Genomic DNA, 23,270 nt, shown 5'->3' with positions numbered 1-23,270 from the left:
ATCAGTGAGCCTTGCGCGGAGTGATGTAGCTGCTGATAAACGCAGGGTTATGGGCCATGATCCGGGTGTAGACCTCGATGCCGAAGTCGACCCAGTCACGCATCAGCTCGCAGTAGTGATAGGTCGGGTGGGTCGGGTCGCCGTACCGGGCGTAGCTCTCGTGGTAGCAGCCGCCGGAGCACAGGTTGCGGATCTGGCAGTCTTCGCAACCGGTGTTGCTGCGGTCGAGGCGCTGGGACAGGAAGTCGTTCAACTCCACCTGTTTGACGCCGCTGTGCACGTTGCCGAAGGTCGGCAAACTCGAACCGGTAAAGCGGTGGCACAGGTTCAGTTCGCCCTTGTGATCCACCGCCAGCATCTTCAGGCCCGCGCCGCACGGCAGCGCCTTTTTGTGGCCTTCGTGAATGTCGGTAATCAACTGGTGCAGGTTGGAAAAACCGATGTTGCGGTGTTCCAGTGCTGCTTCCAGATAACGCCGACCGAGCTTCTTCATGTTGGCGAAGACTTCGACCAGTTCGTCGCTGCTCAGGTTGAAGCTGCTGATGTCACCGGAGGTCACCGGGGCAAATCCGACTTCGGCAAAACCCAGCTCGTTGAACAGATGATCCCAGATGGTTTCGACGTCGGTGACGCCAGTGGTCAACGTCACCCGCGCGCCGACTGGACGGCTGTTGTAGCGCGACAGGAGCATCTCGGCCTTGCGCCGCACCACGTCATAGGTGCCCTGCCCGCCCACGGTGATGCGGTTGCGGTCGTGCACGGTTTTCGGCCCGTCAATACTCACCGAAAGCCCAAAGCGGTGGGCGTTGAGGTAGTCCACGGTTTCTTCAGTGAGCAGCGTGGCGTTGGTGGTCATGACGAACTCGACGAACTTGCCGGCCTCGGCAAACCGCTGTTCACAGTAGTCGACCATGTATTCGATCAGCTTGCGGTTGCTCAGCGGCTCTCCACCAAAAAACACCACCGTAAAACGCTCTTCATCCGGGGATTCGCGCAGCAGCATTTCCACCGACGCGACCGCCGTTTCGACGTCCATTTTCTTGCCGGCCGACGGCTTGTCGAGGTCTTCCTTGTAGCAGTAGGTGCAGCTCAGATTGCAGCCGGTGTTGACGTTGAGCACCACGGTATTGATCGCGGTGCGTTCGACCCGTTTGGTGCCGATGTCCGGGGTTAGCGGCGAACCGTCGCTGACCAGTTCCAGCGAGATCAATTCGCGCAGGGTCTCGGTGATTTCTTCACCGTTGAACCGCGCCGCCAGGCGCTGGATCAAGTCGTCCGACGAACAGCCAGGACCGCGCAAGGTATCGATGATCGTGCCCGTCAGCTCATCACTGGCGAACAGCGAACTGCTAGGGATGTGAAACAGCATGCGGTCGGCGTCGACGTGCACTTCGTGCAGGTTCCGTTCGACCAGATTCAAAATAGCGCCCATTGCAACCTCCTGTGCAAACCCCGTCTGACGGGGCCTGCGGTCATTCCGAAAAAGTGTCTGAAACCGTTAACGTCAGCCAGCTCACGTTTTCAACATCATGGAATGGGTGGATTGTTCCAGCGTTGCACGGTGACGATCATGTGGCCTTCGCCGGTCAGGGATTTCCCTGCGTCGTCGACGGCGGCGATCACCTTGAGGTTGCCGGCATTGTTGGTGGACATTTTGCGTTGCGGGTTCGGCCCGGCATCGCCCGGCGTGAATACGCCGCTGTCGGCCTGCATGGTGCCGGCGAACTTCACGTCTTCGTCTTCCTTGGCGCGGTCATCGAAGGCCTCGACCTTCCACTGCGCCGGGAACACGCCGATGCGGTACGGCTTGCCATCAGCGCCCTTGCCCCAGGCTTCAGCATCGAAACGACCCTGGACTTTCGGCGTCGAACCACCGCCCTCGCCGATCCGCGCTACCGAAAACTGCGGCACCACTTTGACTTCGGCGATGGTGCTGTAGACCGACAGGCTCGGGCCTTTCAGCGTGCCCACGGTGACCGCACGCACGCCCGGTTGGGCATTGGCGGCGGCCTTGAGTTTGACCTTGATCCGCTCAGGGCTTTGCTCGACGATTTCGACCACTGCCACACCTTTGCCGAAGTCCGGTTTGCCAGTGAGGCCGCTGCCGACCAGGGTGACTTCCGTTTCGCTACCGGCCTTCAGATAACCCGGCTGCACCGCCAGCAGACGGTTGGAACCCTGCTTGGCGGCAACGAAGTCCAGTCCGCGCTCATCATGCTCGGCCTCGAACATCCTGCCCTGCATCGCATTGCCTTGAACGGCGAACACCTGACGCATGGTCACGCCATCAATGGTCACGTTGCCGCGCCATTCGTAGCCGGTGTACAGAATTGCACTGCCATCGCCGTTGAACGGGGTGCCGTCAGCGTACTGACCTTTGACGGCGACCTTGAAGGTGTCGCTGCCGTCCGCGCTGACGGTCATCACGCCGGCCAGTTCGCCCTTGCCCGGCAAGTGGCCGCTGAAGCTCCAGTCGCCCACCAGCGCGGCGGATTTCGGCGCGACGCTTTGCCATTTTTTCCAGGCCGGGTTGTCCAGCGGATAACGCTTGGCCAGCAGCGGCACCATCTCTTTGCGAGCGATGTCGAACCAGTCGCGGTCCCGGGCCAGTGCCTGGTATTCGAGGGACGGCCATTGGCCGAGGTGGAAATTCACCAAACGCTCCCATTCCTGGGCCGGACGCCGTTGCAGAGCGACCCGCGCACCGGAGTGGCAGCGGCCACACATCTGGCTGGTCTGGTCGTCGAACTTCTCGCCAGTATTGAGCCGGCGTTCCAGCGCATACCGCACGCCATCGGTCTCGCTCGGCGCCAGGCCCTGGGTGTCCGCCAGGTACTTGACCAGGGTGCGACGGTCGTCATCGCTGATCTGCAAACCATGCATGGTTTGCATCCGAGCGATGCTCATCAGCCAGCCTTCCGGGGTCTTGCGCTGGTGGCTGATGCGACTAAGGGCGTTATCGGCTTCGGGGGTGTGACAACCCTGACACGTTTCCTTGAGGATGGTCTGGGCGTCGCGGGCTGCCAGGCTATAAGGCGAATGCAGCGCCACACAGGCGGCCACGGCCAGCAGGCTGGCGCTCAGGCCTGATCGGAATTTTCTCTTCATCAACGTCGAACCTCGCACGGTGCGTTCTTATTGTTGTGGCTTATCGTTTTTATGGTTTCTGCCGCCGGCGGCGAACCGCTGACGGAGGCAAGAGAAACGTCTGCGATAAGCAATACACGGAGCGTGCCAGCTTGCCTATATCCTTATTTATCAATCACTTGCGTGAAAATAACAGCGCTAAAACCGCTTTCGACGAGATCGCCTGCGTCTTATATCGCGACAGTTGTTGCAGTCTGAGACAAGCTTAGATGCCCGGCCGAAACAGCTCATCGCCCGACGATTGACGCCATGGGGATGCGAGCGCGAAATGGTTGTTCACCGATTGCCAGCAAGGGGATAAAAAATGGCAAGCATCACTGTTTTGGCGGGGGACTTTCTGCAGGGTGATGGGGAGTACAGGGACGGCGTTTTTACCCTCAGGACGTCGCTTCACCCATGGCCAGGCCTCACCCTCCCGCTCTCATCGTTCAAGCGCGTAGAAGTCGCCAACGAGGAGTCGATCACCAATTGCAAGGATGCCATCGGGTTCGGCGTGGCGGGCGCCATGCTGCTGGGCCCCATCGGCGCGATTGCCGGGTTCATGTTGGCCGGCAAAGAGACGCAAGTGACCTTTCTGGCCACGCTCAAGGATGACAGGACGTTACTGGCGGCCGTCGATAGCAGCACGTTCGAGGAAATTTCCCGAATAATCCCCTCATGATTACCTCAGCAAGGGCCGCACCACACACGGGTGGTGCGGCTGATGCGGGCTCAACTTAAAAACGTTGGATGGACGCGTTTGTGTGCGTTGATCTCTTGCTGCATCTGCGCCACCAGCGTCGCAATTGCATGGGCCGTGTCCAATTCCCAGACAGGAACGTGGCTCGCCACCAGGTCCACTTTGCCGGTCATGCAATCGCAGACCCGAATCGTCATTGACTGATCCGGGGCCATGCTGCAGGTGCATACCGAGGGCAGAAAACTCTGCTCAATGATGCTTTGAATCTCCAGGGTTGAAAGGTTCATCACAACCTCCCTTGCGCGAGATGTGTGGCCGGGCAATGCTCCATCATTTCACCCACCGAGCCAAAAAATTCTAGCCCTCAACTCAGAGGGGTTCAATGTCGCAACCGGGTTGCTCGTCGTCTCAGCGGCTGTCGCAATTTGCGAAAAAAAACTCCCCGCCGCCCTCCTTTTGCACCCGGCGAACCCCGACTTACTTAAGGCCCACCAGACCTTGAGGCGACTTGGCACAGCCATTGCGAAAGCTCTGTTCTCACGAACAATAAGAGGCTTCGCCATGTCACTCCCTGATTTGCTTCCCGCCACCTCCGCGTTCATCCAGCGTGCCCCGCGCATGCTGATCGGCGGCGACTGGGTAGAGGCCGCCGACGGCCAGACCATGCCCCTGCACAACCCGGCCAGCGGCGCAGTATTGTGTGTGGTGCCACGGGCTACGCCCGACGATGTCGACCGTGCCGTGCTGGCCGCGCGTCAGGCCTTCGATGACTCGGCCTGGACCCGCACCCGCCCGCGTGAACGTCAGAACCTGCTGTGGAAACTCGCCGACCTGATGCAACGCGACGCCGAACTGCTGGCGCAACTGGAATGCCTGAACAACGGCAAAAGCGCGGCCGTCGCCCAGGTCATGGACGTGCAACTGGCCATCGACTTCCTGCGTTACATGGCCGGTTGGGCGACCAAGATCGAAGGCTCCAGCGTTGAGGTGTCGTTGCCGTTGATGCCCAACGATCAATTCCACAGTTTCATCCGTCGCGAAGCAGTGGGCGTGGTCGGCGCCATCGTCGCCTGGAACTTCCCGCTGCTGCTGGCCTGCTGGAAACTCGGCCCGGCCCTCGCCACCGGTTGCACCGTGGTGCTCAAACCGGCGGATGAAACCCCGCTGACTGCGCTGAAACTCGCCGAACTGGTACTGGAAGCCGGCTACCCCGAGGGCGTGTTCAACGTGGTTACCGGCACTGGCATCACCGCAGGTTCTGCCCTGACGCACAACCCGCTGGTGGACAAGCTGACCTTCACCGGCTCTACCGCCGTGGGCAAGCAAATCGGCAAGATCGCCATGGATTCCATGACCCGCGTAACCCTGGAGCTGGGTGGAAAATCACCGACCATCGTCATGGCCGACGCCGATTTGAAAGGCGCCGCAGCCGGTGCCGCCAGCGCGATTTTCTTCAATCAGGGTCAGGTCTGCTGCGCAGGCTCGCGGCTGTATGTGCAACGCAAACATTTCGACAATGTGGTGGCGGATATTGCGGGCATCGCCAACGCCATGAAGCTAGGCAACGGCCTGGACCCTAGCGTCGAGATGGGGCCATTGATCTCCGCACGCCAGCAGGAGCGCGTGTTCGGGTACATCGAAAAAGGCCGGGAAAGTGGCGCGACCATCGCCTGCGGTGGCGAGCAATTCGGACCGGGGTTTTTCGTCAAACCGACGGTGATCGTCGACGTCGATCAGAAGCATTCGCTGGTGCAGGAAGAGATTTTCGGCCCGGTGCTGGTGGCGATTCCGTTCGATGACGAAGCCGATGCGTTGCGCATGGCCAATGACAGCCCTTACGGTTTGGGCGCGAGCATCTGGTCGAATGATCTGGCGGCGGTGCACCGGATGATTCCGCGGATCAAGTCAGGTTCGGTGTGGGTCAATTGCCACAGCGCCCTGGACCCGGCGCTGCCGTTTGGCGGGTACAAGATGTCGGGGGTCGGGCGGGAAATGGGGTATGCGGCGATTGAGCATTACACCGAATTGAAGTCAGTATTGATCAAGCTGTGATTTGCGGCGCCCTTTCGGGCGCCATCGCGCCGCTCCCACATTGGTTCTGTGTCGATCACAAATCCCCTGTGGGAGCCGGGCTTGCCCGCGATGGCGCCCGAGAGGCCCCTACAAATCTCAAGGTTTAAAACCCTGGGCCAGCAACCACCCCCAAACCACCTGCCCTTGCTCCATCGTCAACCCGGCCAACACCTGCTCAGCAGGCTCGCTGCACAACCGCCGCACCAACGGCGCTACCTCGACCCCTTGCACATGCCAGATCCCCAACGGCTGATCGGTCGTGATCACTACTTCGGCCTCATCAACAAACCCCTCTTTCAAAACCGGTGCACGCTCAATCCTCAGCGCTGCAAAATCCGCTTCGGCATGGGCGACCTCAGCATCCGGCCAGCACCGCCGCGTCTGCCAGAAGGGCTGATCCAGCCAACGCCGTTCATCGGCGTAAAAATCGCGACCGATCCGCGCAAACCGCAAAAACAGCTGCTCAACCCGTTGCTGATGAAAGCGCTGGGCCAGGGTCGTTCGCTCGGGTTTTCGCAACAGCGTGTTGATCACTGCAGGCGCCTGTAGCGCCGAAGACAGTGACTGGAAAATCCCGTTACCCGACAGCGGATCCACCGCCATCGCCGCATCCCCAACCCGAATCCAGTGATGACCGCACACCTGCGGGCACAGAATCGCGGTGCTGCTGCGGGCATGCAGTTGCAGGTCGATTTCAGGTGTAGCACCGAAAAAAGCCTGAGCCAACGCCGAGCCCTGGCGCCGTTGACGACAATAGTCGAGCAATTGCGCCTTACCGGGCAACCCGGCGCTAGTCACGTCCACCGTCCACTGCCAATAACACTGGCCGTCAGCCCGTCGCGCCATCCACGCCCAGCCATCCTCAAGGCTTTCAACCGCGCTGGCGGTGCTGCCCGGCATGGCCTGCCAGCGATTGAGCAGGCTGACCGTCTCCGGTCCTCTCAGGCCTTTACCGAGCGCCGGCGCCTGACGCCCTCGGGCCTCCACCAGAAAGTCCGCGACCAGCGTTTCGCGCCCTTCGATCTCAATTCGATGCCCCGACGCGTCCGCCTGGACAGTCAGCACTCGACCTTCGATCACCTCAACGCCAGCCAGGCGCAGGTCTTCGCGCAGGCCTCGGTCGAAGCCTGGACGGTCCAACAAAAATTCAATGTTCTGCGCATGCTGCTGACCGTTCCACGACACTTGTCGCTGGGAAGGCAACGCCGCCTCCGCCAGCGCCTGATGCAGACCCGCGCCACGCAAAGCCTCCAGCACACGCACCGAAACACCTTCCAGCGCCGCAAACCGGCGCCACTCGCTGACCAGCGTCACGGGATAACCGAGCCGCCGCAACCCCAGGGCCACCGCAGCTCCCGCTGGCCCGGCGCCGAGAATCACAATCATGGCCCGATGCGCCGTTCAGGGCCGCGATAACACGCGTGCTCGCGCAGCCACTCGACCACCTGTTCGTTGCTCGCCCCTGGGTGCGCGACCAGAAAAGCGGCGATGTGCCCGCTCAACGCCGCACACCCCAGACTGGCGCCGGACTGCCCTGGATAGGTCCCATGCACACACGCGGCAAAATCCGCTTGCGCGCTGTTGAGCCACGACCATTCCTGTTCGGCGCAGCGCGCATCGCCGGTGACGCGCAGCACCTGCGGATAATTCGCCGGAAACACGCCCTCGCCTTGTGCCGGGCTCGATGCGCAGAGTAGAACCCCTCGCGCTACTGCCGCTGCACAGGCTTCGCGCAACAGGCTGCGATCCTGCCGTAAACCGAGGCTCAAATTGATCAACCGGACGTCCTGTGCCACCAGCCAGTCGATGGCGCTGGCGATCTGCAAGGCGCTGGTGACGCCGCGCTGGTCAAACACCTGCCCCACGCAAAACACCGCTGAAGGTGCCCGCCGCCCGATGGCCTCGATCACTGCGATTCCGTGGCCCAGCGGATCATCGCGCAAGTCGCTTTCGGCCAACCCGTCCTCCAGCAACGAAAACCTCCGCCCAGCGACGACCTGCACCCGTTGCGCCGCCGAATGGCCGCTGTCGACGACGCCGATTCGCAATTCAGGCTTCATGCAGCACCGTTTTTGACGTGAGCACGCCGTCGAGCAATTCAAAACGCAGATCGGCATCGGCCAGGGTTGAGGGGCGGTGGCTGATCAAGATTCGTGTACGTGCGGCAAACAGTCGGTCGATGGCTTCGATCACTTCGCGTTCGGTGGCTTCATCCACCGCCGAGGTGGCTTCGTCGAGTACCAGAATCAGCGGGTCCTGCAACAGCGCCCGGGCAATGGCGATGCGCTGTTTCTGACCACCGGACAGTTGCTGACCACGCTCGCCCAACGGACTGTCGAGGCCTTCGGGCAACGACTCAATCAAGCTGTCGAGTTGCGCCAGCCGCGCGACTTCGGCAATCGCCTCGCGACTGGCGTCCGGCACGGCGTAGGCCAGGTTGTCGGCGAGGCTGCCGCGAAACAAAACGATGTCCTGACTGACCACGGCAATCCGCCGACGCAACTGGAACAGGTCCAGCTCCCGAAGGTCGACCTCACCCAGCAACACCCGACCCGATTGTGGATCGTGGTGACGTTGCAGCAGATCGATGAGGGTTGATTTGCCAACCCCGGAGCCGCCGCTGAGGGCGACTTTCAAGCCATAAGGAATGCGCGCTTCGATACCGCGCAAGGTCGTCGGGCGGCCGGGATGGCTGAAGTGCACATCGTCGAATCGCAGGTCACCGCAGGCAGGCATCGGCTGCGGTTGGACCGGCGTCAAAACGGTCGGCTCTTCGCCGCGCAATTCCATCACGCGCCCGAGGCTGACAGTCATCCGTTGAATGGCGACGTAGAGCCCGAGCAGGCTCTGAACCGGTCCGACGGCCATGCCCAAATACGTGGAGAATGCGATCAGCGCGCCGAGTTGCCAAGTGCCCTGCACCACCCAATAACCGCCAATCAAAAACGCACAGGCACGGGATAACGACGTCAATGTGCCCGGTACGGCCTGGGTAAAAAACTCAGTGACTTGCAGACGCAGCAATTGGCTCATGTAGCCGTGGCCCAGCGTCTCCAGCCGTCGTGCTTCACGCTGTTGCTGGCCGGCGGACTGGATGAACTTCATCACCGGCAGCGTCTCGACCATGAACGAGGACATATCCGCCGAGCGCTCGCGCAATTGCCGCACATCCCGCTCGACCTTGCGCCGCATCCAGCGCAGCCAGAGCACGTCGAGGGGAATCAGCACCAGTGCCAACAACGAGAGCTTCCACGACAGGGTCAGCAACATCGCCACCGCGCAGACCAGGCCAATCACGCTCGACACCGCCGAGAACAGCGAGTCCACGGCGAAACGCTGGATCTCCGCGACGTCGCCATCCAGGCGCGACATCAAGTCACCGATCCGCCGCTGACCGTAAAAACTCGGTGAAAGCGTCTGCAAATGGCGATAGAGATCATCGCGCAGGGCAAACAGAATCCGCCCGGACAATCGCGTGTGCAGGTAGCGATTGATGCCCGACAGCGCCGTGCCGAGCAGCCCGGCAACGATCATCAACCCGGCAATCAACACCAGCATCGGAAAATTGCGCGCCAGCAGGCCATCGTCGATCAGGAGCTTGGTCAGCCACGGTTGCACCAACACCAGCAGTGAGGCGCACACCGATAAACCGAGCAGCCCGACGATGGCCAAACGATGTGGCCGCACGAAGCTGTAGAGCCAGCGCAATGCCGCTTGCAAGGCCTCTGGATTCTGGCTGTCGATCAGCCGAACGATCAGGCGCTGCATCACGAACGCAACTGTTTGAGCTTGCGATACAAGGTCGCGCGACTGATGCCCAACGCCTCGGCGGCGGCCGAAACATTGCCCTGGTGAGTGTCCAGCGACTGACGAATCAACTCCAGTTCATTTTCACGGATGCTGCCGGCTTGAGGCCGTTCGGTCGCGGACAATTCGTCGAGCATGCTGTCGGGCAAGTGATCGTGGGTGAGGACAGTCTCCCCCGGTTCGCGCATGGCCAGCGCGGTGCGCAATACCATTTCCAGTTGGCGGATGTTGCCGGGCCAGTGATACCCCCCGAGCAAGCGGCTCAAATCGTCATGCAGAACGACAGTCGGGGCATCAAGCCTGGCCAGCAATCGCCCGACCAGCGCACTGAAATCTTCGCGCTCGCGCAGGGCCGGAAGCATCACGCTGATGCCGTTGACTCGGTAGAACAGGTCTTCACGGAAGTGTTTCTCTTCCACCAGACGCTTGAGGTCGCGGTGCGTGGCGCAGATCAACGCGACGTCGATGTCTTGCTCTTCGCCTGCCCCCAGCGGTGCGACTTTGCGGTCTTGCAGTACCCGCAGTAAACGCGCTTGCAGGGCCAACGGCATGTCGCCGATTTCATCGAGAAACAAGGTGCCACCGTGGGCCTGTTGCAGGCGACCGATCATGCCGCCACGGCGGGAGCCGGTGAAGGCACCTTCTCGGTAGCCGAACAGTTCCGACTCGATCAGGCCTTCGGGAATCGCCGCGCAGTTCACCGCGATGAAGGGTTTGTCGCAACGGGTTCCAGCCATGTGCAAAGCGCGGGCGATGACTTCTTTACCGGTGCCGGTTTCACCGAGCAGCAACACCGGCAATTCATTGGCCAGGCCTTGCCGGGCCATGCGCAAGGCTCGGGCATAACGCACGTTACTCCCGGCCAGGGACTCAAGGTCCGGCTGGGGCTTGACGGTTTTGGCGGTGCTGCGCGGTGGGCTGCTGATGCCGATCGAGCGTTGCGGCGCGCGCAAGGTTTTGTAGAAGAATTCGCCTTTGGCGGTTTGCAGGCTGCCGACGCCGCCCTGATGCAACCGCGATAAAAGCTGGAGCCCATCGACCCCGAGAAACTCTTCACAACGCCGACCGACCAGCGCCGAGCGTTCGGCGTGGAGCAACTGACAGGCCTGGGCGCTGACCGCGAGGATCTGACCGCCAAGGCTCACCGCCAGCAAACCTTGCCAGGGGGATTCGAGGTATTGACGACGGCTGTGGAAGGCCAGGACGATTTCGTCGGGATAACTGGCGTTGAAGACGCGGCTTTCAATCTGGCTGACGGCCATGGCCAGCAACGCGGTGCTGTCGTGAGCGCGACCAAGCGGGCCTTCGCGGGTCAGGTCGAGCACGCCGAGCATGCCGCCTTGCGGACAATGGATCGGCACCGAGGTGCAGGAGAAATCGGTCAGGCGATCGAGGTAATGCTCGCCGCAATCGATCATCGTAGGCCGGGCTTCAACCAGTGCAGTGCCCAGCGCGTTGGTGCCGCGAGCGGCTTCGCTCCAGCAGGCGCCCAAGGTGATGTCTTGCAGGCCGCTGCCTTTGAGGCGATCGGCGCGTCCTTCGACGGCGAGAATGGTGGCGTCGGAGTTGGCGAGGATAATCAGCCCTTCCTTGCCCTGACGTTCGGCCAGGTAATCAATCGCCGGCAATGCCGCGTCGATCAGCAGTCGGTTGCTGGCCAGCAGCACGTCGAGGCTGGCGCTCGATTCCAGTGCGAGTTCGTGTTTGCCGTTGAAATGCACGCCATGACTGAGGCTGCGCCGCCACGACGCATCGATTTCCGCACGCAATATGCCATCGGGGACTTCGCCCTCCAGATGGAGTTTTTCCCGGGCCAGCCGGGCTTCGTGGTGACGTTTGGGTGGTGTTGTTTTTATTGGCGTCATCAAGCGCTCCGAATCGGTCCGCCTTGCGCTGTTTTAAGCTCAGCGCCTTGCCGCAATGTTTACGTTAACGTCAGGGCGATGGCAAGTGCCTTACGGCGCTTGTGTTTCATCCGTTGCACCGCGTTATCGTTCATCGCGGGCAAGCCTTGCTCCTACAGGGATCGAGCCGAACCTGGATTGGCATTCAACCTCGGCCCTTGTAAGGAGCATGGCTTGCCCGCGATAGCGATCTACCAGACACCCGTGCTCTCAGAGTTGCCACACCTCGGGGCTCACAAAAAACGCCCGGGCATTATCCTCCAGGCTCTCCAGGTGATACCCACCCTCCTGCACAATCAGGCACGGCAGGCCAAGGCTGCGAATCCGCGCCCCCAGCGTCGCAAACCCTTCACGGGTCACCGCCACTTTGCTCTGTGGGTCCAGTTCGAAAATATCGAACCCGAGGGACAGCACCAGCACTTGGGCACCGAAATCCTTCACCGCGGTCAACGCGATATCCAGTTGATCGAGGAAGTCTGCCTCGCTCGCACCATGGGCCATCGGCAAGTTCAGGTTGAAACCTTCTCCTGCCCCGACACCGCGCTCATCACCAAAGCCTGCAACCCCCGGATAGAAATTGGTCGGGTCGCCATGCACCGAGACGTAGAGCACGTCATCACGCTCGTAGAAAATCTCCTGAATCCCCTGCCCATGGTGCATGTCGGTATCGAGCACCGCGACTCGCTCAAACCCGCTGCGTAACACCTGCGCCGCCACCGCTGCATTGTTCACATAACAGAAACCACCCGCCGCTTCGGCCCGAGCGTGGTGACCCGGTGGACGACACACGGCGTAAGCGGCCGGCTCGCCATCGAGCAACGCCTGGGCGCCCGCAATCGCGCTCTGCGCCGACCAATAGGCCGAACGCCAGGTCTGTTCCCCCACCGGGCAACTACCATCGGCCAGATAGCGTGCGGCCTGGGCGAGAACCCCGCGCAGGGCGTTGGGCTCGCGCACGAAGATGTTCGACATCACCTCATCGCCCCAATCCTCGGGGATTTCCTTCCAGCGCTGATGGGCCTCCTGCAAGAACGCCAGGTACGGCGCGCCGTGGACTGCCAGCAGCGGATCGAGCCCGGCATCGACCGGTTGCTCGACTTTAAAGCCCAGCGAGTGCGACGCCTGCACCAGTCGCTGAGCGCGCTCCGGCACTTCCTGCGGCGTACGCATTTGCCCACGGGAATAGTAGCTGCGTGGATGGTGAAGCAATTGTTCGGGGTGGAAAAAACTGCGCATGGGGTTGATACCTGTCAGTTAACGTAGATCTTGAATCCGGGTGCGTTCAACTGTAGGAGCAAGCTTGCTCGCGAAGAGGGCGTGTCAGTCGACATTATTGTTGAATGACACACCGCATTCGCGAGCAAGCTTGCTCCTACATCGGTCGTGTTTACTCAGCGCTTACTGCGCGGGACAGCACGGCGTTGAGCAGCACATCGGTGCCCTGACGCACGTCTTCGGGCAGCACATCTTCCGCTTCGTTATGGCTCAAGCCGCCGACGCACGGGATAAACACCATCGCCGTCGGACAGAACCGCGCCAGGTGAATTGCGTCGTGACCGGCACCGCTGACAATCGATTGCTGAGCGTAGCCGAGCGCGTCCACCGCCTGCTGCACCGCCGCCACGCATTCGACGTTGAACGGCGTCGCCGGGCTGATCCAATGCGGGGTGATCGTCAGATTCAAACCGCGATCATCGGCAATGGCCTGAAGTCGCGCACGCACCTGCTGCTCCATCGCATCGATGGCTTCGTCGCGGTGATGACGCAGGTCCACGGTAAAATTCACCAGCCCCGGAATCGTGTTGCGTGAGGATTTGTTGATGCTCAACTCGCCGACGGTGGTCAGACCTTCGGGGGCGAAATCGCTGGCCAGGCCTTCGATCGCCTGAATCATTCGCGCCACGCCGTACAGGGCGTCCTTGCGCAGCGGCATCGGCGTGGTGCCGGCGTGGGCCGCCATGCCTTCGACTCGCACGTCCAGCCAGCGAATCGCCTGGCCACCGCTGACCACGCCGATGGTTTTGGCGTTGTCCTCAAGGATCGGACCTTGTTCGATGTGCGCTTCAAAGTACGCGTCCACCGCTCCGCCCAGTGGACGCTCGCCGGCGTAACCGGTGCGCTGCAGCGCCTCGGCAACGCTGATGCCGTCAATGTCACGCACTGCCAACGCGGCATCCAACTCCATGATCCCGGTAAACACCGCCGAGCCGAACATCGCCGGGGTGAAGCGAGCGCCCTCTTCGTTGGTCCACACCGCCACTTCCAGCGGCTTGCGGGTCTGGATGCCGAGGTCATTCAGGCAGCGCACCACTTCCAGACCGGCAAGTACGCCGTAAACGCCGTCGAAACGCCCGCCTTCAGGCTGAGTGTCGAGGTGGCTGCCCATCATCACTGGCGCGGCTTCGGGGTCGGTGCCGGCACGGCGGGCAAACAGGTTGCCGATGGCATCCACGCTCAGGGTCATGCCGGCTTCGCGGCACCAGTGGGAAAACAGTTCGCGACCGGCCTTGTCTTCCTCGCTCAGGGCCAGGCGGCAACTGCCGCCCCGGGCGGTGGCGCCGATTTCGGCCATGGCCATCAGGCTCGCCCAGAGGCGTTCGCCATTAATCTTCAACATAAAATCACTCCTGGAAACTTCGATTAAGCGTTGGCCATTTCGACGCGTTCAGCGCTGGCATGACGCCGGGCAAGGGACAGGACACAGATCAATGAAGTCGCGGCAATCAGGCTGTAGAACACCGCCATCGGCCACCATTGACCGGCGAACTTGTGCGCCAGCAACGTGCCGATCAGCGGCGTCAAGCCACCGGCCAGCGCACCGCAAATCTGATAGGCCAGCGAAATCGCGGTGTAGCGCACGCGGGTCTCGAACATGCCGCTGACGTAACCGGCGATCACCGCGTAGAACGACGCCATGCACACCACCGCCAGGGCGATACCGAGGATGATCAGCGGCGCCTGTGCCGAGCTGACCAGCACGAACATCGGGTATGGAGACGCCATGGCCAACAACGACACCAGGCACAGGAATCGCGTTGCGCCCATTTTCTCGGCAACCCACGCCGCCAAGGGTTGAATGCAGAACTGAATGATCGCCACCACGAACAGGCACTCAAGAATCAGCGAGCGCGGCAGTTCAAGTTGCTGGGTGGTGTAGGCAATCATGAAGGTATTGGTGAAATACACCCCGGCGATCCCGAGGGTATTGGCGCCGATGCACAGCAGCAGCGGGCGCCATGCGGTGCGCAGGACTTCCATGACCGGAGCCTGCTCTTTACGTGTGCTTTTGCGGGCCAGTTCGCGGCTGGCGAGGAACTCCGGCGATTCATTCACGCCCAAGCGAATCGCCAGGCCCACCAGCAACAACAGCGAGCTGGCGAGGAACGGCAGACGCCAGCCCCAGCTCATCAGGTCTTCTTCCGGCAAACGGGTGACTGCGCTGAATGCCAGCAGAGACAGAATCAAACCGGCCGGGCTGCCGAGTTGGGCAAAGGATGCGAAGAAATTGCGTCGACCTTTCGGTGCATGCTCGCCGGCCATCAACACCGCCCCGCCCCACTCGCCACCGACGGCGATGCCCTGGACGATGCGCAGCAAAATCAGCAGTACCGGCGCCGCTGCACCGATTTGTGCGTAGGTCGGCAGCAAGCCGATGCAGACCGTGACCACGCCCATCATCAGCAATGTGATGATCAGCGACTTTTTGCGGCCAATGCGATCGCCGATATGGCCGAAAATAATCCCGCCCAACGGCCGCGCAAAAAAGCCCACGGCGAAGGTGCCGAACGCAGCCATGGTGCTGAACAGTTTGTCGTCGGAGGGGAAAAACAGCGCGCCGAATACCAACGCGGCCGCGGTCGCGTAGATGTAAAAGTCGTACCACTCGATCATGGTGCCGATGAAGGCTGCGGCGGCCGCACGGCGCGGCTGAGGAGAAGCTTGGGGCTTCATGGGTCGGTCTCCTTTGGTTATTTTTTTGGCAGGAGTGAAACAGCAAAATCAAGGCGCTCTGACGGCGCCTGTCTGGAGATGATTTATCGTCCCGGGGCTATGATTAGTCAATTTTCTATTTATTATGCGGACTATTACACCAGCTTATAATCGAGAGCCGCCATGGCAGAACGCGATTTGCAACGCTTGCTCAATGACCGCCTGGACTGGAACCTGCTGCGTACCTTTCGGGTGATCGGCCAGGAGCTGAGCATCAGTCGTGCCGCCGCCCGCCTGCACCTGACGCAACCGGCGGTGAGCCAGGCGCTGAAGCGCCTGGAGGAGCAACTGGGCCGACAACTGATCGCCCGTCGCGGGCCACGGTTTGCTCTGACCGAAGTCGGTGAACAGATCTTCGTACTGGCCGGGGAAATCTACGGGCAGATGTCCCAAGTCAGCAGCGTGCTGGAGCAGCCGGCCGACGAAGTGATCGGCAAGGTTCGGCTGTTGATCATCAGCCGGATCTTTTCGGAGCGCTTCGACGACTTCCTCGCAGACTTCCACCGCCAGCATCCGCGCGTGGATCTGGAAGTCGACGTGATGCGCAGTTCCGACATCGTCAGCGCCCTTCAGGAAAAAACCGCGACACTCGGCCTGAGCCTCAATCGCCGCCCGCAACCGCGCTTGGAACAACGGCTGTTCCTGCGTCAGCGTTATGCGTTTTTCTGCGGCAAGCATCATGCAATGTTCGGCCAACAGAACGTCGCCGAAGGGGATTTGCAGCGAGAGAATTTCGTCAGTTTCACCAGCGACCAGATTGGCGGCATGCTCTCGCCGCTGACGATTTTTCGTGATCAGAAAGGCTTCAGCGGACGGATCGTCGCCTCGTCAGCGAGCCTGGAGGAAGTCCGGCGACTGGTGATCGCCGGGTTCGGTATCGGTTGTTTGCCCGAGCACGTGGTGGTGGCGGACGTCGACGCCGGACTGCTCTGGCGCCTGCCGCCCCACGAAGGGATTGCCGATGTGGACATTCATTTGCTGTGGAACCGCGAGCAGCGCATGAGTCGGGCCGAGACGATCTTTCTCGAGAGCCTGCAACGCTGCCTGACGACCTAAACGCGCAACACCTGCGCCAACGGTTCACCGGCGCGCAGGCGCTCCAGCAACCGTGGCTCGGCACGATCGGACGCCAACGCCTGGTCGATGACACCGGCCGCTGTTTGCCAGTCAAGAAACAACACACCGTTGTCGTCCGCCAGCACCAGATCCCCCGGACGTACCGTAACGCCGGCACAGTGAATCGGCTGATTGATCTGGCTGTCGCCATGGCCATGCAGCTTGGTGGTCAGCAGGATCGTACCTCGGGCGAAGACCGGTAATCCGCCTTCACGCAGTTCGAGCAAGTCGGTCACCGCGCCGTCCACCACAATGCCCACCGCACCAGCGCAACGCGCCGCGCAACTGGTGACAGCGCCCACTGGCGCATGTTGCCAGTCACCGTCGGTGTCGATCACCAGCACATCGCCGGGCTGGATAAGCGCCAGGGCCTGGTTGACCGCAATCGCGTCGGCGCCCACCAGTTTCAGGGTCAGCGCACGGCCGACCAGTTTCACATTGGGCACCATGGCTCGCAGTTGCGAATCGGCAAAACCCTCCTCCAGAAAATGCCCGAGGGTCGGAAAACTCACGGCGTTGAGCTGTTCGATCAGCCGGGACTCATCCATGTTGCGGCTCCTTGGCAATCAACTCGGCCACGCAATCGATTTCCAGCAAAACGCCCCAGAGCGCTACACACACGGTGGTGCGTGCTGGCGGCGCGTGGCCGAGGAACTCGCGATACATCGCGTTAAACGGTTCCAGTTGCGCGGGGTCGGTGAGGTACGCGTTGACCTTGATCACGTGGCTGAAGTCCGACCCGGCTTCAATCAGGATCGCCTCCAGGTTGCGCAAGGTCTGCCGCACTTGTTCGGTGAAGTGGGCCGGTTGGTCATCGAGCCCGCTCTGGGCCGGGATCTGCCCGGCGGTAAACACCAGGTGGCCGCTGACCACCGCTTGCGAGTACGGGCCGACCGGGCCGATGAAGCCCGGGGCCGATTGAATTCTGCGCATGTTATTGAACTCCATGGATCAGGCCGCAGCCGATTTGAAAGGTTTGCGAGCGGGTTGATCGTCGCCCGGCACTGCCGCCGGCACGTCGCTGATGTCTCGCTTGAAGGTCTCGGTCAGCAGCAACAGCGCCACTAACGAAATCAACGCCGCGCCGATCATGTACCAGGCCACCGAAGAACCTTTGCCGGTCGCCGCCAACAATGCCGTGGTGACGATGGGCGTCGCCGCGCTACCGAGCAGGCCGGACAACATGTAGCTGATGGACAGTCCCGAATAACGCACACGGGTGCCGAACAGTTCGGCCAGGAACGTCGCAATCGGTCCGTAATTGGCGGCGAACGCGGTCATCAACATCAGGTAGGCGAAGATCACCAGCGACAGCTCTTTGGTGTCCATCAACCAGAACATCGGGAATGCCACCAACGCTTCGGCCACGATGCCGGCGACGATGATCGGCTTGCGTCCATAGCGGTCCGACAATGCGCCGAACACCGGCAACATGACGATGCACCAGGCACAGGACAGCAACACCACGCCGAGCATCACGCTGCGGCTGAAGCCGAGATTCTGCGTGCCGTAAGTCAGTCCGAAGGCAACGATGATGTTGAACGATGCCCCGGTCGACATGGTGGCGATCCCGCCCAGCACCACTTGTTTCCAGTACTTGCGAAACACTTCCGCCAGCGGCATTTTCACCTGCACCTCGGCTTCCTTGACCTTGTTGAAGGCCGGGGTTTCAGCGATGTTCAAGCGGATGTACAAGCCCACGGCGATCAGCAGCACGCTGGCCAGGAACGGAATACGCCAGCCCCAGGCCAACAGGTCTTCAGGGGACAGCCACGCGGCAATCAGCAGGAAGGCCAAGTTGGCAATCATGGTCCCGGCCGGGACGCCGATCTGAACCCAGGAACCGTACAAACCGCGTTTGTTGGCGGGAGCATGTTCCACCGCCATCAGCACCGCCCCGCCCCACTCGCCACCTAACGCCAGGCCTTGAATCACCCTCAGCAGCAACAACAGAATCGGCGCCCAGATACCAATGGCCGCGTAGTTAGGTAATAACCCGATGGCGAAAGTAGCGGCCCCCATGGTCAGCAGTGAAACCAACAACATCGACTTGCGTCCCAAGCGGTCACCGAAATGACCGAACAGTGCCGCGCCGACAATCCGGGCCAGATACGCCGAAGCAAACGTACCGAACGCCAGTAATGTACCGATCAACGGATCGAAATCCGGAAAGAACACTTTGTTGAACACCAGCGCCGAAGCCGTGGCGAAAACAAACAGGTCGTACCATTCCACCGTGGTGCCGATGACACTGGCCACGGCCACTTTCTTCATGCTTATTGCAACTTCCGGAGGTGCGCCGGACTTTTCTACAGGCGATAGATCGCTCATTACTGTCTCCAGGAATTCTTCAAGAACTCGTTATTTAATTGTTTTGACTGGCAGTAAAACGTTCGAAGTGGCGATTGTTGTTATATCCCGCCCAACTATGCGGGCGAGTTTGCAAGGCACGTGTTTATTAATAACCGAGTGTTCGGTCTGCGCAGTTCAATAACGGTTCACCGGCATTTAAACGGCGAAAATTTTCCGCTACTTGTTCGGCAATGCAATCGTGGGAGGCCGCCGATGCCATATGGGGGGTAATGGTGACGCCGGGCATCGTCCAGAGACGGTGATCGACCGGCAGTGGTTCTTGTTCGAAAACATCCAGTAAAGCGCCACGCAGTTTTCCTCGGGTCAGCGCTTGTTCAAGGTCGTCGATATTCAGATGACCGCCGCGACCACAATTGACCAGCGCGGCGCCATTGGCGAGCCGCTCGAACGTTGCGCTGCCGAGGATGCCGCGGGTTTCGCTGGTCAGCGGCAACAGGTTGATCAGCAACTCCAATCCATCGAGAAACAGATTCAGTTTTTCCGCACCGGCGAACGTCTGTACACCCGGCAAATCCTTGCTGCGGCGCGCCCAACCACGCACGTCTTAACCGGCGGCGGCGAGGTCCTGGGCAATGGCACTGCCCAACGACCCGAGGCCCATGACCCCGACCTTGAACTGCCCCGCCGTCCGTTGCAGTGGGCGCTCCCAGCGTTGTTGTTGTTGCTGCTCCAGCACTCTGTCGAAGCCACGGTGATAGTGGATCACCGCCCAGCGCACGTACTCCGTCATGCCCTGGCGATGGCCGGGATCGACTACTCGGCACACGGGCAGGTCCGGACACGACGGGTCGTGATCCAGGTGATCGATTCCCGCCGCCACAGAGTGAATGACCTGCAGGTTCGGCAACGCAGCGAGGCTGCCCGGTAACGGAAACCAGCACGCGGCAATCTGCGCGTTGGCGGCCTGCGGATCATCAGCCAGCACGGTGGTGAGTTGCGGTGCACTGCGGGCAAACGCGGCCTGCAATTGCTTGATCAACAAGGTGTCGCGAGACAGCAGAACCACGGTGTTCATGAGAGATAGGACTCGCGCTGGGATTCGATCAGGGTTAAAGCGGCCTCCCAGGCCAGGTCGATGATGTTGTCCTGTTCATCGCGGTCAAACTGTTCTGCGGTGTGCGCACAGACTTCCGGGGACGGATAATGCAACGCCGAACCACCGGCCAGTGCCGCGACCTGGGCCTGACAGGCGCGCTCCAGAAAGTGAATTTCCTGGAACGCCTGCGCCACGCTGGAGCCTCCGACCAACAAGCCGTGATTTCGCAAGACCATCGCGCGGTGCGGCCCCAGATCGGCGATCAAACGCTCGCGTTCATCCAGAGACAGGGCGATGCCTTCATAGGTGTGATACGCCAGCTTGCCGTAGAACTTGAGCGCGTGCTGACTGATCGGCAGCAAGCCTTGCTTCTGCGCGGCGACCGCCATGCCGGCGGCGGTGTGGGTGTGAATCACGCAATTCAAATCGGGGCGGGCCATGTGGATCGCCGAGTGAATGACGAAACCTGCGGCGTTGACCCGGTAACCTTCATAAGCCGGATCGACCACTCGCCCATCCTGATCGATCCGCACCAGGTCCGAGGCGCGCATGCGGTCGAAAATTACCCCGTAGCGATTGATCAGAAAATGATGCTCAGGTCCCGGAATCCGCAGGGTGATGTGAGTGTCAATCAAGTCGGTCATGCGAAAATGCGCGACCAGGCGATACAGTGCAGCCAGTTCGCAACGGGCTTGCCATTCAACCGGGCCGATGTGTTCAGGTTTACTCACAAATACACCTCTTTAGCAGCGTGGGTGACGACCGGGTTAGCGCGCAGTCGCGCGAGGCCGCAAACACCGATCAAGGACAGCGCCGAGAGCAAGGTGAAGAACACCGCCAGCGGCAACCATTGTCCGGAAAACTTGCTTGCCAGCAGCGTGCCGATCAGCGGCGTGGTGCCGCCGGCCAGGGCGCAACTCAACTGGTAAGCGATGGAAATGCCCGAGTAGCGCAGGTGCACCGGAAATGCCTGGGTCATGTAACCGGCGATCACCGCGTACAGCGCCGAGAGAATCACCACCGCCAGAGCAATGCCGACGGTCATCAGCACAATGTTCTGCGTGCCCACCAGCATGAACATCGGGTATGGCGTGACCATGCACAGCAGCGCGACGAGTTTGAGGAAGCGGCCTTCGCCGATGCGCTCGGCCAGCAACGCGGAGAGCGGTTGCGAGAGCAGCTGAATGACGGTCACCAGGAACAGGCAATCGAGAATCGTCGAACGTGCGATGCCCTGATACTGGGTGACGTAGGTGATCATGAAGGTGTTGGTAAAGAAGAACCCGGCCGAACCGATGGTCACCGCCGCGGCGGCGAACAGGATCTGCCGCCAGCAGGTGCGAATAACGTCTTTCACCGGGTATTTGGCCGTCTCGTTATTGTCACGCGCCTTGGCGAATTCTGGTGACTCGTGAACGCCTGAGCGGATCATCAGACCGACCATCATCAACACACCGCTGGCCAGAAACGGCAGACGCCAGCCCCAGGCGAGAAAGTCTGCCGGTTCAAGGGACGTCACCAATCGAAAGGCGATCAACGCCAGCAGCAATCCGGCCGGGCTGCCAAGTTGGGCAAAGGATGCGTAGAAGGTTTTGCGCTTGGCCGGTGCGTGCTCGCTGGCCATCAACACGGCACCGCCCCACTCGCCACCGACCGAAATCCCCTGGATCAACCGCAGCACGATCAGGCCGATCGGCGCCCAGATGCCGGCACTGGCGTAGCTCGGTAACAAACCGATGCCAGCGGTAGCCAGGCCCATCAATGCCATGGTCACCAGCAACATCTTTTTGCGACCGAGTCGATCACCCAGATGACCGAACACCATACCGGCCATGGGCCGGGCGATGAAACCGACGGCGAAACTGCCGAAGGCTGCCAGAGTGCTCATCACCGGATCGCTGCTGGGAAAGAACACTTGCCCAAGCACCAGCGCCGCCGCCGTCGCGTAGATGTAGAAGTCGTAGAACTCGATGGTCGTGCCAATGAAGGCTGCGGCCGCGGCTCTTCGCGGTTGAGGGGTAGTGTGCATGCAAGGACCCTGTGTATTTATAGTTTTGGGCAGGTACTGAAGGCTGTATACGGTTGCACTCTGTGGCGCTTGTGGGCTTTATCGCTTCCGTGGCAGGATTAGTCAATTTTCATATTCTTATCTTTACTATTAGCACTGCTACTACATGGACTAATTATGCCCTCCACTTCAAACCCGTGGGTCGGTCGTCGCTTTCTGAATGACCGCCTCGACTGGAACCTGCTGCGCACCTATTTGGTGATCGGCCAGGAAGGCAGCATGAGCCGGGCCGCCGCACGTTTACACATCACCCAATCAGCCGTCAGTCAGGCACTGAAACGGCTGGAGGAACAGCTGGAATGTGTGTTGATTGCCCGCAGCGGGCGACGGTTTGAGCTGACGGAAACCGGAGAAGAAGTTCTGCGCATTGCAGCTGATATCTACGGCGATATTTCTCGTTTGGGTACGGTGGTGGAGAGTCGCCACGATGACGTGGTGGGCAAGATTCGCATCCTCACCGTCAGCGGCGTGCAGGCTCGGCACTACGATGACTTCCTCGCTGACTTTCATGAGACCCACCCGAAAATCGAGCTGGAAGTCGAAGTGATGGGCAGCTCGAACATCATCAGTTCGCTGCTGCAAAAGACCGCGACCGTTGGCGTTGGCCTGTGTCGTTTACCGCAACCGCGCCTGGAGCAGCGAGTCCTGTTTCGCGAGACTTATGCCTACTTTTGCGGCCAGCGTCATCGGCTGTTCGGGCAAAAAAATCTGACCCTGGAACAGCTTGCCGTAGAGAACTTCGTCAGCTTCACCAGTGACCAACTCGGCGGCAACCTTTCGCCGCTGACACTGTTTCGTGACCAGCAAGGCTTTACCGGCAAGATCGTCGCAACATCAACCAGTTTCGAAGAAATTTACCGCTTGATCTGCGCTGGGTATGGCATTGGCTGTCTGCCGATACACCTGGTGCGCCGGGATGTCGAGCAAGGTTTGCTCTGGCGGTTGCCGCCGGAAGATGGCGTGGTGGATTTCGATATCCAGCTGTTGTGGAATCGCGAGCAGAAGATGAGCCAGGCCGAAACCGTGTTCCTCGAAAGCTTCCAGCACATGCTCAGCATTCGTGAGCCTGTGCTGTGA

At 60.8% G+C, this 23,270-nt stretch carries 19 protein-coding genes and 1 pseudogene; 4 read left to right on the top strand and 16 right to left on the bottom strand.

Translation table 11 applies throughout. The features are described 5' to 3' along the window. Position 1: 1 nt before the first annotated feature. Positions 2-1,432 carry a quinohemoprotein amine dehydrogenase maturation protein gene (gene peaB / locus ACA048_RS09680; protein WP_497628911.1) on the bottom strand — a complete coding sequence of 477 codons (1,431 nt, stop codon included), beginning with the start codon at positions 1,430-1,432 and terminating at the stop codon, positions 2-4. 95 nt (positions 1,433-1,527) lie between these two features. Beyond that, positions 1,528-3,108, bottom strand: coding sequence for a quinohemoprotein amine dehydrogenase subunit alpha (gene peaA / locus ACA048_RS09675; protein ID WP_497628910.1), 1,581 nt, complete (start codon positions 3,106-3,108; stop codon positions 1,528-1,530). Positions 3,109-3,451: 343 nt separating this feature from the next. Here peaA and ACA048_RS09670 point away from each other — a divergent pair, with 343 nt between their 5' ends. Beyond that, a complete protein-coding gene (locus ACA048_RS09670; RefSeq protein WP_497628909.1) occupies positions 3,452-3,808 on the top strand; it encodes a hypothetical protein in 357 nt (118 codons plus the stop codon). A 50-nt stretch (positions 3,809-3,858) separates the two neighbouring features. Here ACA048_RS09670 and ACA048_RS09665 read toward each other — a convergent pair whose 3' ends face one another. Then, positions 3,859-4,113, bottom strand: a complete 255-nt coding sequence (locus ACA048_RS09665; protein WP_497628908.1) for a DUF1652 domain-containing protein — start codon at positions 4,111-4,113, stop codon at positions 3,859-3,861. Between the two features lie 274 nt (positions 4,114-4,387). Here ACA048_RS09665 and ACA048_RS09660 point away from each other — a divergent pair, with 274 nt between their 5' ends. Next, a complete protein-coding gene (locus ACA048_RS09660) occupies positions 4,388-5,878 on the top strand; it encodes an aldehyde dehydrogenase family protein (RefSeq protein ID WP_497628907.1) in 1,491 nt (496 codons plus the stop codon). A gap of 117 nt (positions 5,879-5,995) precedes the next feature. Here ACA048_RS09660 and qhpG read toward each other — a convergent pair whose 3' ends face one another. The 7 genes from qhpG to ACA048_RS09625 all read right to left on the bottom strand — a co-directional run bounded on the left by qhpG (position 5,996) and on the right by ACA048_RS09625 (position 15,561). Beyond that, entirely contained in the window at positions 5,996-7,285 is a 1,290-nt protein-coding gene (qhpG, locus tag ACA048_RS09655) for a flavin-dependent monooxygenase QhpG (RefSeq protein ID WP_497628906.1), read from the bottom strand. Continuing rightward, on the bottom strand, positions 7,282-7,959 hold the full coding sequence (gene qhpE / locus ACA048_RS09650; RefSeq protein ID WP_497628905.1) for a subtilisin-like serine protease QhpE: 678 nt from the start codon (positions 7,957-7,959) through the stop codon (positions 7,282-7,284). Before qhpE ends, qhpG begins: the two co-directional genes overlap by 4 nt. Next, positions 7,949-9,667: an ABC transporter ATP-binding protein gene (locus tag ACA048_RS09645; protein ID WP_497628904.1), complete on the bottom strand. Its 1,719-nt coding sequence runs from the start codon at positions 9,665-9,667 to the stop codon at positions 7,949-7,951. Before ACA048_RS09645 ends, qhpE begins: the two co-directional genes overlap by 11 nt. After that, complete coding sequence (locus ACA048_RS09640; RefSeq protein ID WP_497628903.1) at positions 9,667-11,571, bottom strand: sigma-54-dependent Fis family transcriptional regulator; 1,905 nt, start codon at positions 11,569-11,571, stop codon at positions 9,667-9,669. The genes ACA048_RS09645 and ACA048_RS09640 overlap by 1 nt, the downstream gene beginning before the upstream one ends. A 249-nt stretch (positions 11,572-11,820) precedes the next feature. Further along, entirely contained in the window at positions 11,821-12,846 is a 1,026-nt protein-coding gene (locus tag ACA048_RS09635) for a histone deacetylase family protein (protein WP_497628902.1), read from the bottom strand. A gap of 151 nt (positions 12,847-12,997) precedes the next feature. Beyond that, the gene (locus tag ACA048_RS09630; RefSeq protein ID WP_497628901.1) at positions 12,998-14,227 is read right to left on the bottom strand and encodes a Zn-dependent hydrolase; all 1,230 of its coding nucleotides are present in this window, start codon (positions 14,225-14,227) and stop codon (positions 12,998-13,000) included. Between the two features lie 23 nt (positions 14,228-14,250). After that, the gene (locus ACA048_RS09625; protein WP_497628900.1) at positions 14,251-15,561 is read right to left on the bottom strand and encodes an MFS transporter; all 1,311 of its coding nucleotides are present in this window, start codon (positions 15,559-15,561) and stop codon (positions 14,251-14,253) included. 162 nt (positions 15,562-15,723) lie between these two features. Between ACA048_RS09625 and ACA048_RS09620 the strand changes: the two genes are divergently transcribed. Further along, positions 15,724-16,656, top strand: a complete 933-nt coding sequence (locus ACA048_RS09620) for a LysR family transcriptional regulator (RefSeq protein ID WP_497628899.1) — start codon at positions 15,724-15,726, stop codon at positions 16,654-16,656. Here the strand turns inward: ACA048_RS09620 and ACA048_RS09615 are convergent. The 6 genes and pseudogenes from ACA048_RS09615 to ACA048_RS09590 all read right to left on the bottom strand — a co-directional run bounded on the left by ACA048_RS09615 (position 16,653) and on the right by ACA048_RS09590 (position 22,154). Beyond that, the gene (locus ACA048_RS09615; RefSeq protein ID WP_497628898.1) at positions 16,653-17,264 is read right to left on the bottom strand and encodes an RraA family protein; all 612 of its coding nucleotides are present in this window, start codon (positions 17,262-17,264) and stop codon (positions 16,653-16,655) included. The genes ACA048_RS09620 and ACA048_RS09615 overlap by 4 nt on opposite strands. Then, positions 17,257-17,649 carry a RidA family protein gene (locus ACA048_RS09610; RefSeq protein WP_497628897.1) on the bottom strand — a complete coding sequence of 131 codons (393 nt, stop codon included), beginning with the start codon at positions 17,647-17,649 and terminating at the stop codon, positions 17,257-17,259. Before ACA048_RS09610 ends, ACA048_RS09615 begins: the two co-directional genes overlap by 8 nt. A gap of 18 nt (positions 17,650-17,667) precedes the next feature. Continuing rightward, a complete protein-coding gene (locus tag ACA048_RS09605; protein WP_497628896.1) occupies positions 17,668-19,047 on the bottom strand; it encodes an MFS transporter in 1,380 nt (459 codons plus the stop codon). Positions 19,048-19,174: 127 nt separating this feature from the next. After that, positions 19,175-20,104 (bottom strand): annotated as a pseudogene (locus ACA048_RS09600) (2-hydroxyacid dehydrogenase). Continuing rightward, the gene (locus ACA048_RS09595) at positions 20,101-20,856 is read right to left on the bottom strand and encodes a class II aldolase/adducin family protein (protein WP_497628895.1); all 756 of its coding nucleotides are present in this window, start codon (positions 20,854-20,856) and stop codon (positions 20,101-20,103) included. Before ACA048_RS09595 ends, ACA048_RS09600 begins: the two are co-directional and overlap by 4 nt. Next, on the bottom strand, positions 20,853-22,154 hold the full coding sequence (locus ACA048_RS09590; protein ID WP_497628894.1) for an MFS transporter: 1,302 nt from the start codon (positions 22,152-22,154) through the stop codon (positions 20,853-20,855). The genes ACA048_RS09595 and ACA048_RS09590 overlap by 4 nt, the downstream gene beginning before the upstream one ends. A 156-nt stretch (positions 22,155-22,310) precedes the next feature. On the opposite strand from ACA048_RS09590, the gene ACA048_RS09585 reads away from it, so the two are divergent. Beyond that, positions 22,311-23,270: a LysR family transcriptional regulator gene (locus ACA048_RS09585; protein WP_497628893.1), complete on the top strand. Its 960-nt coding sequence runs from the start codon at positions 22,311-22,313 to the stop codon at positions 23,268-23,270.

The sequence above is a fragment of the Pseudomonas sp. LBUM1659 genome (genome assembly GCF_059716045.1).
Note: the sequence above shows the minus strand (reverse complement) of the source record. Positions and strands in the feature narration are given on the sequence as shown.